Origin of the sequence: Streptomyces sp. NPDC088157 (assembly GCF_044741545.1) — a bacterium.
Lineage (GTDB): Bacteria > Actinomycetota > Actinomycetes > Streptomycetales > Streptomycetaceae > Streptomyces.
The window spans coordinates 16,453-32,135 of the sequence record NZ_JBIUSU010000020.1; the positions used below are offsets into that span (position 1 = coordinate 16,453).

The 15,683-nt window shown below is 70.7% G+C and carries 12 protein-coding genes; 10 read left to right on the forward strand and 2 right to left on the reverse strand.

From position 1 onward, the window contains the following. Window positions 1–196: 196 nt before the first annotated feature. The 3 genes from ACIPFH_RS42580 to ACIPFH_RS42590 are packed head-to-tail and all read left to right on the forward strand — an operon-like array spanning window position 197 to window position 5,780. Window positions 197–1,465 carry an aspartate aminotransferase family protein gene (locus ACIPFH_RS42580; protein ID WP_401835433.1) on the forward strand — a complete coding sequence of 423 codons (1,269 nt, stop codon included), beginning with the start codon at window positions 197–199 and terminating at the stop codon, window positions 1,463–1,465. Next, on the forward strand, window positions 1,462–4,344 hold the full coding sequence (locus tag ACIPFH_RS42585; RefSeq protein WP_401835435.1) for an FAD-binding and (Fe-S)-binding domain-containing protein: 2,883 nt from the start codon (window positions 1,462–1,464) through the stop codon (window positions 4,342–4,344). The genes ACIPFH_RS42580 and ACIPFH_RS42585 overlap by 4 nt, the downstream gene beginning before the upstream one ends. Further along, window positions 4,341–5,780, forward strand: a complete 1,440-nt coding sequence (locus tag ACIPFH_RS42590; protein WP_401835436.1) for an NAD-dependent succinate-semialdehyde dehydrogenase — start codon at window positions 4,341–4,343, stop codon at window positions 5,778–5,780. The genes ACIPFH_RS42585 and ACIPFH_RS42590 overlap by 4 nt, the downstream gene beginning before the upstream one ends. Window positions 5,781–5,817: 37 nt before the next feature. Here ACIPFH_RS42590 and ACIPFH_RS42595 read toward each other — a convergent pair whose 3' ends face one another. Beyond that, window positions 5,818–6,561, reverse strand: a complete 744-nt coding sequence (locus tag ACIPFH_RS42595; RefSeq protein WP_401835438.1) for an IclR family transcriptional regulator — start codon at window positions 6,559–6,561, stop codon at window positions 5,818–5,820. A 362-nt stretch (window positions 6,562–6,923) separates the two neighbouring features. Then, complete coding sequence (locus ACIPFH_RS42600; protein ID WP_401835478.1) at window positions 6,924–7,670, reverse strand: IclR family transcriptional regulator; 747 nt, start codon at window positions 7,668–7,670, stop codon at window positions 6,924–6,926. Window positions 7,671–7,954: 284 nt separating this feature from the next. Between ACIPFH_RS42600 and solA the strand changes: the two genes are divergently transcribed. The 7 genes from solA (at window position 7,955) to ACIPFH_RS42635 (ending at window position 15,682) form a co-directional block, all read left to right on the forward strand. Beyond that, window positions 7,955–9,091 carry an N-methyl-L-tryptophan oxidase gene (solA, locus tag ACIPFH_RS42605; protein ID WP_401835439.1) on the forward strand — a complete coding sequence of 379 codons (1,137 nt, stop codon included), beginning with the start codon at window positions 7,955–7,957 and terminating at the stop codon, window positions 9,089–9,091. After that, window positions 9,088–10,155, forward strand: a complete 1,068-nt coding sequence (locus ACIPFH_RS42610) for a succinylglutamate desuccinylase/aspartoacylase family protein (RefSeq protein WP_401835441.1) — start codon at window positions 9,088–9,090, stop codon at window positions 10,153–10,155. The genes solA and ACIPFH_RS42610 overlap by 4 nt, the downstream gene beginning before the upstream one ends. Window positions 10,156–10,272: 117 nt before the next feature. Beyond that, window positions 10,273–11,379, forward strand: a complete 1,107-nt coding sequence (locus ACIPFH_RS42615) for an ABC transporter substrate-binding protein (protein WP_401835442.1) — start codon at window positions 10,273–10,275, stop codon at window positions 11,377–11,379. Then, window positions 11,372–12,511 carry an ABC transporter ATP-binding protein gene (locus ACIPFH_RS42620; RefSeq protein ID WP_401835444.1) on the forward strand — a complete coding sequence of 380 codons (1,140 nt, stop codon included), beginning with the start codon at window positions 11,372–11,374 and terminating at the stop codon, window positions 12,509–12,511. Before ACIPFH_RS42615 ends, ACIPFH_RS42620 begins: the two co-directional genes overlap by 8 nt. 5 nt (window positions 12,512–12,516) lie before the next feature. Next, window positions 12,517–13,437 carry an ABC transporter permease gene (locus ACIPFH_RS42625; RefSeq protein ID WP_401835446.1) on the forward strand — a complete coding sequence of 307 codons (921 nt, stop codon included), beginning with the start codon at window positions 12,517–12,519 and terminating at the stop codon, window positions 13,435–13,437. Next, a complete protein-coding gene (locus ACIPFH_RS42630; protein ID WP_401835448.1) occupies window positions 13,434–14,303 on the forward strand; it encodes an ABC transporter permease in 870 nt (289 codons plus the stop codon). Before ACIPFH_RS42625 ends, ACIPFH_RS42630 begins: the two co-directional genes overlap by 4 nt. After that, on the forward strand, window positions 14,300–15,682 hold the full coding sequence (locus ACIPFH_RS42635) for an aminotransferase class III-fold pyridoxal phosphate-dependent enzyme (protein ID WP_401835451.1): 1,383 nt from the start codon (window positions 14,300–14,302) through the stop codon (window positions 15,680–15,682). Before ACIPFH_RS42630 ends, ACIPFH_RS42635 begins: the two co-directional genes overlap by 4 nt. Window position 15,683: the final 1 nt, after the last annotated feature.

Here is a 15,683-nt window from a genome sequence, read left to right on the forward strand (position 1 = left end):
ACAAGCATCGCTGACGTGCGCAAGAGGGGTTCCGCTTCGCTCGGACGGGGCAGCAAGGGCCGCCTTCCGGCCGCACGCTTGACACAACGTCCGAACCTCGTGCTCGCACCAGACAGATCGCGCGTTGGCTCCGGGAGGGGCGCTGGAGATGCTCGATGGACCGCAAGCGTCCGACGACCCACGCCGGGAGACGAACATGACCGCACTGTCGCCGCACCTTCGCCAGGCCACGCCCGTGACGGCGGTACGGGGCGAGGGCGTCCACCTCTTCGACGAGGACGGCCGTCGCTACCTCGACTTCACCGCCGGCATCGGTGTCACCAGCACCGGGCACTGTCATCCCAGGGTCGTGGCGGCGGCGCAGGAGCAGGTGGGGACGCTGATCCACGGTCAGTACACGACCGTCATGCACCAACCGCTGCAGCGGCTCGTCGACAAGCTCGGCGAGGTGCTGCCGGCCGGTCTGGACAGTCTGTTCTTCACCAACTCCGGCAGTGAGGCCGTCGAGTCCGCGCTGCGGCTGGCCCGCCAGGCGACCGGCCGCCCGAACGTCCTGGTCTGCCACGGTGGCTTCCACGGCCGTACGGTGGCGGCTGCCTCCATGACCACCTCCGGGACCCGCTTCCGGTCCGGTTTCTCGCCGCTGATGAGCGGAGTCGTCGTCACCCCGTTCCCGTCGGCCTACCGCTACGGCTGGGACGAGGACGCCGCCACCCGCTTCGCGCTCCAGGAGCTGGACTACACGCTCCAGACGATCTCCTCGCCCGCCGACACGGCGGCGATCATCGTCGAGCCGGTGCTCGGGGAGGGCGGCTACGTCCCCGCGACGCGTGTCTTCCTCGAAGGGCTGCGCGAGCGGGCGGACCGGCACGGGTTCCTGCTGATCCTGGACGAGGTGCAGACCGGCGTGGGCCGCACCGGCCGGTTCTGGGGGCACGACCACTTCGGCGTCACCCCGGACATCCTCGTCACCGCCAAGGGCCTGGCCAGTGGCTTTCCGCTGTCCGGCATCGCGGCGTCGGAGGAGCTGATGAGCAAGGCGTGGCCGGGCTCGCAGGGCGGTACCTACGGCGCCAACGCGGTCGCCTGCGCCGCAGCCTGCGCCACGCTCGACGTCGTAAACGACGAGAAGCTCGTGGAGAACGCCGAGGCGATGGGCGCGCGGCTGCGCCACGGTCTGGAGGCCGTGGCCGACCGGACCGCGGGCATCGGCGACGTGCGGGGCCTGGGGCTGATGCTGGCCACCGAGTTCGTCACCGAGGACGGCAGCCCCGACCCCGACACCGCCGCTCGCGTCCAGCGCGCCGCCGTCGACGAGGGCCTGCTGCTGTTGCTGTGCGGTGCCTGGAACCAGGTCGTGCGGATGATCCCAGCGCTCGTGATCGACGAGACCGCGGTGGACGAGGGCCTCCAGGCATGGGCGACCGCGGTGGAGGCGGGAACCTCAGGAGCGTCGGCACGATGAGCGACGCCCTCGCGCGGCTGACCGCACGGCTCGCCGAGTCCGCTCCGGGCCTGCGGGTGGAGACGGGGCCGGGCACCGGCCCCTACGCTTACGACGCCTCCAACTACCGGATCCCGCCACGGGCCGTGGCCTTCCCTCGCGGCGCAGACGACGTCGTCGCGGTGGTGCGGGCCTGCCGGGAGGCGGGCGTTCCGGTCACCGCGCGGGGCGGCGGCACCAGCATGGCCGGCAACGCGGTCGGTCCTGGTGTCGTCCTGGACTTCTCCCGGTACATGAACCGGATCCTGGGCATCGATCCGGCGGCCGGACTCGCCCGGGTCCAGGCCGGAGTGGTCCTGGACGCGCTGTGCGCTGCGACCGCGCTGCACGAGCTCACCTTCGGCCCTGACCCGTCCTCGCACAGCCGCTGCACCCTCGGCGGGATGATCGGCAACGACGCCTGCGGCAACCGCTCCGTACGGCACGGGCGGACCAGCAGCCACATCGAGGCCCTGGAGATCGTGACGGCCGACGGTGTGCGGGCCGTCGCCGACCGCGCGGGGCTGCACCCGGTGGACCCGGCCGACGCGGAGCACGTCGCCCGCCTCGAAGCGGACGTACGACGACTGATCGACGCCAACCTCGCGCCAATCCGCACCGAGCTGGGCCGGATCCCGCGCCAGGTGTCCGGCTACCAGCTGCACCACCTGCTGCCCGAGCGCGGCTTCGACATGGCCCGGGCCCTGGTCGGCACCGAGGGCTCCTGTGCGGTCGTCACCTCGGCGACGGTCCGCCTGGTGGCGACCGCACAGGCTTCGGCACTGCTGACCCTCGGATACGACGACGTGGTCGCCGCCGCCGAGGACATCCCGGAGATCCTGCGCTGGAATCCCACCGCCGTCGAGGGCATGGACGAGGCGATCGTCGCCACCATGCGCGCCCGCCGCGGCCCCGACTCCGTCACCGGACTGCCCGGGGGACGCGCCTGGCTCTACGTCGAACTCGACGGTGACGACCAGGCGGCGGTGGACTCCCGAGCGGCCGAACTGCTCGACGTGCTCCAGGCCCAGGGACGCATGACCGGCGGCCGGGTCGTGGCGAGCCCCGCCGAGCGGCGCTCGCTGTGGCGGGTCCGCGAGGACGGGGCCGGGCTCGCCGCCCGTCTCGTCGACGGCGGAGAGTCCTGGCCCGGCTGGGAGGACTCGGCGGTCGCGCCCGAGGATCTCGCGGGATACCTGCGGGACTTCCGCAAGCTGCTTGCGTTCCACGACTTCACCGGCGTGATGTACGGGCACTTCGGGGCCGGCTGCGTCCACGTACGCATCAACTTCGACTTCGCCTCGGACGAGGGCCGTGACGCGGCCCGTCGCTTCCTCCAGGAGGCCGCAGCCCTGGTCGTCGCGCACGGCGGCACCCTGTCCGGCGAGCACGGTGACGGACGGGCGCGCGGCGAGCTGCTTCAGGTCATGTACAGCCACCGGATGATCCGGGCGTTCGCCGCCTTCAAGGAGATCTTCGACCCCGAGGGGTTGCTCAACCCGGGCATCATCGTCGCCTCCGCCCCGCTCGACGCCGATCTCGCACTGCACCAGATCCAGCCCCTCGTAACGGAGTTCGCCTTCCCGCACGACGAGGACGGCTTCGCGGGCGCGGCCCGCCGCTGCGTCGGCGTCGGCCGCTGCCGCAGCGACATGGGCGGGATGATGTGTCCCAGCTACCGGGCGACGGGGGAGGAGAACGACTCCACCCGGGGCCGGGCCCGCATGCTCCAGGAGATGGTGCGCGGCGAGACGGTGAAGGACGGCTGGCGCTCGACCGAGGTCAAGGACGCCCTCGACCTGTGCCTGTCCTGCAAGGCGTGCTCCAGCGACTGCCCGGTCGGCGTCGACATGGCCACGTACAAGGCGGAGTTCCTGCACCAGCACTTCAAGGGCAGACTTCGGCCCCGCTCCCACTACTCGCTGGGCTGGCTGCCGCTGACCTCCGCCCTCGCGGGTTTCGCGGCCCGCCCGGTCAACGCGCTGCTGCGCGGGCCGGTCGGCAGGCTGCTCGCCCGCCTCGGGGGCGTGACCACGAAGCGAAGGATCCCGGCGTTCGCCTCCCGGCGCAACCTGCGCCAGGTGCTTCGTGCGTCGAAGCCAGAAGAACCGGCGAAGGCCCTGCTCTTCGTCGACAGCTTCACCCGTGCCTTCCGCCCGTACGTGGCGGGTGCCGCCAGTCGCGTTCTCGCCGACGCGGGTATCTGCAGCACGGCCGAGGACGGCCTGTGCTGCGGCCTGACCTGGGTGAGCACCGGCCAGCTGTCGGTGGCCCGCCGCATCATGGCCCGTACGGTCGCCCACCTCGACAACGGCGACGAGCGGCCCATCATCGTGGCCGAGCCCAGCTGCGCCGCCGCGTTGAAGCGGGACGTGCCTGAACTCCTCGACACCAACGCCGCCCGGCGCGTCGCGGACCGCGTCCACACCTTCGCCGGCGCCCTCACCGACCTCGCGGAACCGGGCTGGACCCCGCCGCCGCTGCCCGAGAATGTCGTCCTGCAGACCCACTGCCACGAGTACGCCACCTTCAAGGGCCGCCACCCCCGAGACCTGCTCGGCCGCCTCGGCGTACGCAAGGTCGACGAGGCCGAGGGCTGCTGCGGACTCGCCGGCAACTTCGGCTTCGAGGAACAGCACTACGACACCTCCATGGCCGTCGCCGGCCTGGCCCTGAAACCCCGCCTGGACAGCATCGACGCCATCGACGGGGACATCTCGACCGTCGTCGTGGCTGACGGCTTCAGCTGCGCGACCCAGATCGACCACCTGGCCGGAGACCGGGGCGTCCGCGCCCTGCACCTCGCGGAACTGCTCGACCCCGCCGCCGATCGACCCGATCAACCAGGAGAGACGTCATGACCGAGACACCCACGCAGTTGTTCATCGGCGGCGCCTGGGTGGACGCCGCGGACGGCGCCACCCTGCCCGTCGACGACCCCGCCACCGGCGAGATCCTCTGCCACGTCGCCGACGCCGGCCCCAAGGACGCCAAGCTCGCCGAGGAAGCGGCCGTGCGGGCACAGGAGGAGTGGGCCCGTACGGCACCCCGGGTGCGCGGCGAGATCCTGCGCCGCGCCTACGAGATCATCATCCAGCGCACCGACGAGCTCGCCCACCTGATGACGGCCGAGATGGGCAAGCCGCTCGCCGAGGCCAGGGGAGAGGTGGCGTACGCGGCCGAGTTCTTTCGCTGGTTCTCCGAGGAGGCCGTCCGCATCGACGGCGGCCTGGCCACCCTGCCCGACGGCCGCAACCGCATGCTGCTCTCCCGCCGCCCGGTCGGCCCCTGCCTGCTGATCACGCCGTGGAACTTCCCGCTGGCCATGGGCGCCCGCAAGATCGGCCCGGCCATCGCGGCCGGCTGCACGATGGTGCTCAAGCCGGCCCCGCAAACCCCTCTGTCCAGCCTGGCTCTCGCCGCGATCCTCAAGGAGGCCGGGCTGCCGGACGGCGTGCTGAACGTCGTCACCACCTCCCGTGCGGGGGAGGTGTGCGAACCGCTCCTGCGCGGCGGGCGGATTCGCAAGCTGTCCTTCACCGGTTCCACGGCCGTCGGGCGGTTGCTGCTGGTCCAGAGCGCGGAGGCCGTGGTACGGACGTCGATGGAGCTGGGCGGCAACGCGCCGTTCATCGTCTTCGACGACGCCGACCTGGACAAGGCGGTGGACGGGGCGATGGTCGCAAAGATGCGCAACATGGGCGAGGCCTGCACCGCCGCCAACCGCTTCTTCGTGCACCGGTCGGTGGCGGAGGAGTTCGGCCGGCGTCTGGCCGAGCGGATGGGTGCGCTCGTCGTGGGCCCCGGCACCCGGGACGGCGTCGATGTCGGCCCGCTGATCGACAGGAGGGGGCGTGCCAAGGTCGAGGAACTGGTCGCCGACGCGGTGGAGCATGGTGCGCGCGTCCTCGTCGGCGGCCGTACGCCGGAGGGTCCGGGCTGTTTCTACCCGCCGACCGTGCTCGCCGACGTCGACCCCGGCAGCCGTCTGATGGACACGGAGATCTTCGGCCCGGTGGCCGCGATCCTCACCTTCGACGACGAGGACGAGGTGATCCGCCGGGCCAACGACACCCCCTGGGGCCTCATCGGCTACGTCTTCACCGAGGGCCTCGACCGTGCCCTGCGGGTGAGCGAGCGGCTGGAGGTGGGCATGGTGGGGCTGAACACGGGTCTCGTCTCCAACCCGGCCGCACCCTTCGGCGGGGTCAAGCAGTCCGGGCTGGGCCGCGAGGGCGGCCGGGTGGGGATCGATGAGTTCCTGGAGTACCAGTACCTCGCGGTGCCCGTGAGCTGACCGCGGTCTCTCTGTTCGACCCTGCCTCGGTGCAGCCTCAGCGCAGGTGGCGTGCGGTGATCTCCGCCGCGGTGCCGGTCACCAGTTGGCCCAGCTCGGCGAGCCGGCCGGGCTCGAAGCGGGAGTCGGGCAGGGAGACGGCCACGGCTGCCAGCGGTACGCCCTCACCGTCCAGCACGGGTGCCGCGATGGCACAGACACCCTGAAGGTACTGGTTGTGGTTGACGGCGTAGCCACGCTCTCTCACGCGGCGGAGCTCCGCTCGCAGTTGCTCCGGGTCGGTGATGGTCTCCTCGCCGTAACCCTCCAGCGTCCCAGCGGTGACCTCGTCGACCTCGGACTTTCCCAGATGGGCGAGGACGGCGTTCCCGGCGGCGGTGGCGTGCAGGGGTGAGGTGTCGCCGATCGTGTGGAAGGTGCGCACGGCGTGTTCGCAGTCGACGCGGTCCACCACGACCATGCAGTGCAGCGCGTCCGGGACCGACAGGTGGATGGTCTCGTTCGCCGCGTCCCGAAGGCGGATCATGGGTTCACGTGCGGCGGCGAACAGGCTGGAGCCCTGCAGGGCGGCGGGTCGTACCGCCAGGACGCGGGCGCCGATCTCCCAGCGCGTGGTGTCCCTGCGGTTCGCCCGCAGCCAGCCCGCCTCATTGAGCGTCAGCAGCGTGCGCTGCACGGTGGACTTCGGCAGACCGAATATCCTCGTCAACTCTCCGACGGTCACGGGCTGATGTCGGGCGACCGCCTCCAGAACCCGCAGCGACCTGATGACGCTCTTCATTTCCATTCGATGCCCCCTCAGACCTGTGGATTCTTCTCACCTGGTGACTCCAGCGCGGAGTCACGGCCACGATCGTGCCAGACTCTAGCATTGCGTTCCACTATCCGGCACGCTGGGTGGGGCTGGTCGATCACCGGACCGGTCTTGAGAGCGCTGGGAGCTCCGATTCCCCGCGGCGATGGCCAGCGGTGGCGCCCTGACCCGTCCCTGCCGTGCCGCGTGGTGCGGCCGCCCTGTGCCCAGGTCATCCCCCGGCCGGGCACGGGGCGGTGGCTGCAGGGGCAGACGGCCGAGGGCCGACCCGCGCGCTGACGCGTGCGAGTCGGCCCTGGTCGACGGGTTTGACGGCCGTCTTCCGCCGTTCAGGCGCCCAGACGGCGCTGCGAGATCTCCGCGGCCGTGTCGGCGACAAGGCGGCCCCACTTGGATACCCGTGCATCGTCGTACCGTGCCTCGGGCATGGAGATGGCCACGGCGGCCAGCGGGGTGCCGTCCTCGTCGAGTACGGCAGCGGCGACGGCGCAGACGCCCGGCCGGTACTGGTTGCGATTGACCGTGTAGCCGTCGGCGCGGATCCGGTCCAGCTCGGCGCGCAGTTCGTCGGGCTCGACAGGGGTCGTGTCGCTGAATCGCTCCAGCCCGGCCGTGATGAGCTCTTCGACGTCCCGTCTCGGAAGGTGCGCGAGGATGGCGCGTCCGACGGCGGTGGCGTGCAGGGGTGAGGTGTCGCCGATCGTGTGGAAGGTGCGCACGGCGTGATCGCAGTCGACGCGGTCGACGACGACCATGCAGTGCAGGGCGTCCGGGACCGACAGGTGGATGGTCTCGTTCGCCGCGTCCCGAAGGCGGATCATGGGTTCACGTGCGGCGGCGAACAGGCTGGAGCCCTGCAGGGCGGCGGGTCGTACCGCCAGGACGCGGGCGCCGATCTCCCAGCGCGTGGTGTCCCTGCGGTTGGCGCGCAGCCAGCCGGCCTCGGCCAGTGTGACCAGCGTGCGCTGCACGGTGGACTTCGGCAGCCCGAACATCTTCGTCAATTCCCCCACGGTGACCGGCTGATGCCGGGCGACCGCCTCGAGGATGCGCAGCGACCTGGTGACGCTCTTCATTTCCATCCAGTTTCCCCCTGTTAACCCTGCAAATTTCTGCTGGGCACCCTATTGACTCCCGCCTGAGCCACTGCCATTGTCTGTGCCAGATTCTAGCACAGCATTCCACATAGTGGCACGGTCCCCCATTGGATCCCGCCGAAGTGAGCCGGACCACGAGACGCGGCGGTCGCGAGCCGCAGGTCCCACGAAGAAGGGCCTGGCTCCCGCACAAACCCTCTTGAATCGAACAGCCTCACGGCGAGGGCTCAGCATGCGCCTGGGCGATACGAAAGGAAAGTCCTGTGTCACCTGCGAAGAAGCGTGTCGCGGTGGTCGGTGTCGGAACGATGGGCAGCCAGGCCGCCTGGCGGCTGGCGGCCCGCGGCGCCGAGGTCGTCGGATACGACCGGTTCGCCCCCGGCCACGATCGCAGCGCGGCCGGCGGCGAGTCCCGGATCTTCCGCAGCGCGCACTTCGAGGACTCCCGGTACGTCCCGCTGCTCAAGCACGCGGACACTCTGTACGAGCAGCTTCAGGAGGAGACGGGCCGGGAACTGCGCCGCCTGACCGGGTGCCTGCTGATGGGGCCGCCCGAGCACGAGCAGATGGCCACGGTCCTGCAGTCCATCGCCGAGCACGGCCTCGACCACGAAGTGCTGGACGCCGAGTCCCTCGCCAAGCGCTTCCCGCAGTACCGGATCGAGGACGGCGACGCGGCCGTCCTCGACCGCCGCGCCGGGCTCATCCGGCCGGAGCTGACCGTCCAGACCGCCGCCCGTCGCGCCGAGGAGCTGGGCGCCGTCATCCGGCGTTACACCGCGGTCCGCGAGATCATCCCCGTGGCGAACGGCGTGGAGATCCGCACCGACGCCGGCAGCGAACACTTCGACACGGCTGTCGTCACCCCCGGCCCCTGGGTGAACGACCTGTTGCCCGCCCTGCCGTGGGAGGTGGACGTCCGCCGCCTCGTCAGCGCCTGGTACGTGCCCACCACCGGTGCCTGGTTCGGCGAGGAACGCCCCGCGTTCATCCGTACGGCACCCACCCACTGCTACGGCCTGCCCTCCCCGGACGGTGTCTCCGTCAAGCTCGGCCTGTCCCGCGCCCTGCACCGGCCCGCGGGCGACCCGAACCAGCTGGAGCGGACGGTGCAGCCGGAGGAGCTGGAGATCTTCGCCGACCTGATGGGCCGTTACATGCCCGACCTCAACCCCGACCCGATCCGCCTGGCCGTCTACATGGAGGGCTACACCGAGAGCAGCCGCCCGCTGGTCGGCCCCCTTCCCGGCGCCGAGAACGTCGTCCTGCTCGCCGGCTTCTCCGGACACGGCTTCAAGCTCGCGCCGGCCTTCGGAGACATCGCCGCGGACCTCGCGCTGGACGGCACCTCTTCCCAGCCCATCGACTTCCTCACCACCGTCGGCCGTACGGAGGCATGACCATGCACGACACCACCCTCTCCGTCGGCTCCCTGCAGGCCGGGCCGGGCACCAAGACCCGCGGCGCCGTCCGTGCCGAGCTCGGCACGCTCACCGTCGACATCCCGGTCACCCTGATCAACGGCACCCGTCCCGGCCCCCGCGTCGTGATCACCGCCGGAGTGCACGGCGGCGAGTTCACGCCCATCGACGCGGCCGCACGGCTCATGGCGCTGCTGGAGCCCGGCGAGGTGCGCGGGCAGGTGATCATCTGTCCGGTCGCCAACCCCAACGCCGTGTACCAGGGCCGGCTCAACGTCTCCCCGACCGACGGCGTGAACATCAACCGCGTCTTCCCCGGCAACCCCGACGGCAGCCCCACCGAGCGGCTGGCCGCCTGGCTCTTCACCCACCTCGTCGACGGCGCCGACGTCTACGTCGACCTGCACTGCGGCGGCATCGACCAGGTCCTGCGGGACTTCGTCGGCTACCGTCTCACCGGCGACCCGGACCTCGACAAGGCGACGGCCGCGCTGGCAGGGTCCTTCGGCATCGAGGACGTCATCCTCGGGCTGAAGCCCGACGGCGGCAACAGCCACGCGGCCGCCGCCCGCCGGGGCATCTCAGCGGTGCTCGTCGAGGTGGGCGCACTCGGGCAGCGTGACGCGGCCACGGCCCGCCGCCGCGTCGACGGCCTCCTGCGGGCACTGCGCCACCTGGGCGCGCTCGACCCGGACGACGCCGCCCCGGCGCCGATTCGCGAGTGGGTCTGGTCCGCGGGTGTCACGGCCGAGGCCACCGGGCTCTGGTACCCGGAGTTCTCCTTCGACGGCGACGTCATCGGCGAAGTGGCGGAAGGCGACGTCCTCGGCCGCATCGTCGACCCGGCCGACGGCCGGGAGCACACGGTCCACGCCGCGGCCGGCGGGCGGATCTTCTACGCCATGCACGGCCTCACCGTCGCCCCCGGTGCCGAACTGGCCGCCCTGGCCGTCCCGTGGGACCCCGACACGGCCACGCGAACCGGCACCCTGCGCACCCCCGGTACAGGCGTCGGATCCGACGAGGCCGACCTCCGCCACTAGACCCCCACCTGCGGACCCCACCCCTGGATCCCCACCACTGGGCCCCCACCCCAGCAGCTCTTTACTCACGTCCCCCGGCCACTCCCCTTCCAAGGCCGGCAGCACCTGGAGGCACACGTGAATGATGCCCGGATCGACCGCAGACTCTTCCTGCGCGCAATAGGCGGGGCCACGGCCGGTGTCGCCGCCGCGACCACCCTCAGCGCCTGCGGCACCGGAACCAGCCGGTCCGTCGTCGGCGGCGCCGGCAAGAGCTCCAAGACGCTGGTCGTCCGTGACAGCGGCGGCACGTACGGCGACGCCAACAAGAAGGCCGTCTACGACGCGTTCACCAAGGAGACCGGTATCCGGATCGAGGTGGTGAACATCCAGTACGCGCAGATGCTCGCCCAGATCCAGCAGGGCCGCCCGCAGTTCGACATCATCGACGACTCCATGTCCGACTTCCTGCGCTTCAAGCAGGCGGACGCGACCGAGGACCTGGACTACGAACGGCTGAAGAACTTCAAGAACGCCGGCATCGCCAAGACCCTGGTCACCTCCAACGCCATCGGCAAGAACTACTGGGCCAGCGTGATGGCGTACCGCACCGACGCCTTCGGCGGGAAGAAACCTTCCTCCTGGGCCGACTTCTGGGACACCAAGGCGTTCCCCGGTGCCCGTGCCCTCCAGGGCCTGGACGCGGACCGGCCCGTGCTGGAGTTCGCCCTCCTCGCCGACGGGGTGTCCCTGGACAAGCTGTATCCCCTGGACCTGGACCGCGCCTTCAAGTCCCTGGACGACATCAAGGGATCGATCAAGAAGTTCTGGGACACCGGCGCCCTGCCCGGCGTGCTGCTGGGCCGCCAGGAGGTCGTCGCCACCGATGTCTGGCACGGTCGCCTCGACGCGCTGATCAAGCAGGGCTCGCCGCTCGCCTACCAGTGGAACGGCGCCCGACGACAGAGCAACGCCCTCGGCATCCCCAAGGGCGCCGCCAACCTGGACGCCGCCTACCGGCTCATCGACTTCGCGCTGCGCCCCGACGTGCAGGCGGCCTACGCCGAGCTGTACCCGATGGCCCCCTCGGTGCCCGCCGCCTACAAGAAGCTCTCCCCGACCACCGCCGCAAACCTGGGCAGTTCCCCGGAGCACCTCAAGACCGGCTTCGACATGGACGTCGCGTGGTGGGCCGAGAACCAGGAGGCAGTCGACAAGCGCTGGCAGGAGTGGACACATGCCTGAGACCAACGTGATGCCCGAGCCGTCGCTCGCCGCCCCCGCAGCGCTGGCCGGCAGCGGCAAAGCCCTGTCCGTGCAGCGACTGCGCAAGACGTACGCGGGAGTGACGGCCGTCGACGAGGTCTCCATGGAGATCGCGGCGGGCGAGTTCGTCACCTTCCTGGGGTCCTCCGGCTCCGGCAAGACCACCACCCTGATGATGATCGCCGGGTTCTGCGAGCCCGACTCCGGCAGCATCGTCGTCGGAGGCAACGACGTGACCCGCCTGGCCCCGCAGAAGCGCGGACTGGGCTTCGTCTTCCAGCAGTACCTGCTCTTCCCGCACATGACCGTGTGGGAGAACGTCGCCTTCCCGCTGCAACTGCGCGGCGGACCCAAGGCGGAGCAGCGCCGACGGGTCGGCGAGACGCTGGAGATGGCCGGGCTGTCCAAGATGGCCCGCCGCCGGCCGCGTGAACTGTCCGGCGGCCAACAGCAGCGCGTCGCGCTGTGCCGGGCCCTGGTCTACCGGCCACCGGTGATCCTCATGGACGAGCCGCTCGGCGCCCTCGACAAGAAGCTGCGCGACCAGCTCCAGACCGAGATCAAGCGCATCCAGCAGGAACTCGGCCTGACCGTCATCTATGTGACGCACGATCAGGAGGAGGCCCTCGTCCTGTCCGACCGCATCGCGGTCATGCGCGACGGGCGGATCGACCAGTTCGACACCCCGCAGGAGCTCTTCGAGCGCCCCCGCACCCCCTTCGTCGCCGACTTCCTCGGAGCGGCCAACTTCCTCCCCGGCCGCGTCGAGGAACAGAGTGCGGACCACACGCTCGTACGGCTCGACACCGGCGGCCTGCTCAAGGCCCGCCCGCAGGCCGCCCCCGACGGGGCGCGGGTACGTGCCGCGGTCCAGCCCGGCCGGCTCTTCCTGTGTCCCGCCGGCGACGGCTTCTGTACTGGGACCGTCGAGACGGTCACCTACGTCGGCACCCTCGTCCGGGTCACCGTCCGCCCCCTCGGCGCCACGCACACCGACCTCGTACGGCTGGAACTGCCCGCCGGCCGCGCCCCCGCCCTCGGCGCACGCGTGGACCTCGCCGCGGACACCGCGAACGTCAGCGTGTTCCCCGACGCGGAAGACGGGGGGTGAGGACGATGGCCGTGCTCGCTCCCGCACCGGTCTCCACAGCCCCGGTGCCCGGCAGGAAGCGACTGAGCCGCGCGCTGTCCGAACGCCGCACCCGCTTCGGACTGCTCAACGCCGCACCCGTCGTCGTGTACCTGCTGCTCCTCTTCGTCTACCCGATCTTCAGCATCCTGATGCTGAGTCTCAAAGGCGAGAGCGGAGACTTCACCCTCCATTGGTACACCGACGCCTTCCAGGGCGCCAACCTGGAGATCCTCCTCACCACTCTGCGGATCTCTGCCGAGACCTCGCTGCTCAGCCTCGTCATCGGCTTCGTCCTGGCCGCCGCGGTCTCCCGGCTCAAACCCCTGTGGGCGGGCCTGGTGATGGTGGTCGTGGTCGTCCCGCACTTCATCAGCGCGCTCGTGCGCACCTACGGCTGGATCATCCTGCTCGGTGAACACGGCGTCGTGAACAACGCCCTGACGGGCCTGCACGTCCCCGGTGCTCCCTTCCAACTGCTCTACAACGAGCTGGGAGTCGTCATCGGCACCACCTCCGTGATGCTGCCGTACACCGTGCTCCTGCTGTACGCGGTCATGAAGGGCATCGACCGCCGGCTGATGGCCGCCGCGGCCAGCATGGGCGCGGGGCGCCTGACCATCTTCCGCCGGGTCTACGTCCCACTGGTCGCTCCCGGTCTGGTCAACGCGGGCATCCTCTGCTTCATCCTCTGCCTCGGCTACTACATCACCCCCGCCCTCATGGGCGGCCCGAAGCAGACCATGGTCGCCTCGCTGATCGACACACAGGTCATGAAGCAGGACCAGTGGAACGGGGCCTCGGCGCTCGGCATCATCCTGCTGCTGCTCACCTTCGCCGGACTGCTGCTGCTCAGGGTGCTGAAGTCGGCGGGCGAGAGGTACCGGAATCGAGGTACGGCGTCATGACCGAGCTCCGCTCCACCCTGGCCGGACGCATCACCCTGGCCGTCCTGTCCACGTTGATCCTGCTGTTCCTGGTGTTGCCGATCGTCGTCATCGTCATCACCTCCTTCGGCAAGGACGCCTTCGGTTCCTTCCCGCCCAGCTCCTGGACGCTCAACTGGTACAAGGCGCTGTTCGCCGACGACAGCAAGTGGCCGGCCACGCTGTCGCTCAGCGTCCTCGTGGCCTGTCTGACCACCGTCTTCTCCCTCATCCTGGGCATGACGGCGGCCACGGCCCTGGTCCGCAGCGATCTGCCGCTGCGGACGGCGGTCTACGGCCTGGTCCTGGCTCCCCTGGTGATCCCCCAGGTCGTCATCGCCCTAGGCCTGTTCCTGTTCTTCGAACCGGCCGCGATGCTCGGCAGCCCGGTCGCCATCGCCCTCGGCCACACCGTGCTGGCCTCGCCGATCGCCGTGATGATCCTCATGGCCACGCTGAAGGGCATCGACGAACGGCTGGAGGACGCGGCCGCCAGCATGGGCGCGAGCCGCCTCACCGTCGCGCGGCGCATCACCTTCCCGCTGGCAACGCCCGGCCTGATCGCCGCCGCGATCTTCTCCTTCATCACCAGCTTCGACGAGTTCTTCATCTCGCAGTTCCTGTCCTCCGTGGACACCGTGACCCTGCCGGTCCAGGTGTTCAACGTCCTCCAGTACGACGTCGACCCGTCCGTGACCGCCATCAGCGCGATCCTCATCGGGATCGCCGTCCTGGCCCTCGCCCTGGTCGCCGTGGTGCGCAGGCTCAGTGGCTCCGGCCAGCAGGACGGCCTGCTGCCCACCGAGCCCGGAGTGGGACTCGCCCCCGGCGGGGAGACCGCGTCATGATCACCGGCACCCGCAGTCCGGTCGCCGCCGCGGCGGCCAGACACCTGCTGCTCCACATGACCCCCAACGGATCGCTCGGCCCCGAAGGCGAGGACATCCTCGTCGTCCAGCGGGGGGAGGGCCCGTACGTCGACGACGCGGACGGCAGGCGCTACATCGACGGCCTGTCGGGGCTGTACTGCTGCCAGCTCGGCTACTCCTACGGCCCCGAGTTCGCCGAGGCCGCCGAACGGCAACTGCGCGAGCTGTGCTACAGCCCGCTGTGGACCGGCTCCGCGCACCCCACGGCCATCGAACTCGCCGAGCGGCTCTCCCGGATCGCCCCCGTCGACATCGAGCACACCTTCTTCTCCAGCGGTGGCGCAGAAGCCGTCGAGACCGCCTGGAAGATAGCCCGGCGCTACCACGCCCTGCGCGGCGAGCCCAGCCGTACCAAGGCGATCGCCCGGCGCGGCGCCTACCACGGCCTGACCATCGGCGCCCTGTCGCTCACCGACGACCCCGGGCTGACTGAGCCGTACGGCCCGCCGGCGATCGAGACCCGGTTCGTGTCGAACACCAACCGCCTCGGCCTCGCACGGGAGTTCGCGGACGACGAGGTGTACACGGCGTGGCTGCTCGCCGAGCTGGAGGCCGCGATCCTGGCCGAGGTCCCGGAGACGATCGCCATGCTCATCGCCGAGCCGGTGCAGAACCGGGGCGGCTGCATCACCCCGCCCCAGGGGTACTGGCAGGGGCTGCGGACGCTGGCCGACCGGTACGGCTTCCTGCTGGTCGCCGACGAGGTGATCACGGGCTTCGGCCGGGTCGGGGAGTGGTTCGGCGGGGACCGCTACGGCGCCCGCCCGGACATGGTCACGGTCGCCAAGGGCATCACCGCGGGATACGCCCCCCTGGGCGCCACCCTGGTGGGCACCAAGGTCGCCGAGGTCATCAACCGGCCCGGCGCGGTCCTCAACCACGGCTACACCTTCGCCGGGCATCCGCTGAGCGCGGCCATCGCCCTGCGCAACCTGGAGATCATGGAGCGGGACGGGATCCTGGAGAACGTCCGCGCCCTCCAGGACGGCCTGGCAAGAAGCATGGCGGCGCTCACGGACCTGCCGATCGTCGGCGACGTCCGCGGCGCAGGGTTCTTCTACTCCTGCGAGCTCGTCGGCGACCTCGACGACGGCGGCTTCAGCGACAGCGCCCGCAAGGAACTCGTCGCCGACCTGATCCCGCGTCGACTGCGTGAGGCCGGCCTGCTGGCCCGCGTCTACGACCGCTCCAGGCCGCTGGTCCAGATCGCGCCCCCGCTGATCAGCGACCGCGCCGTGCTCGACCGTATCGCCGCGATCATCGCTGGCACCCTCGCCGAGGCGTCCGCCCGCCTGTGAT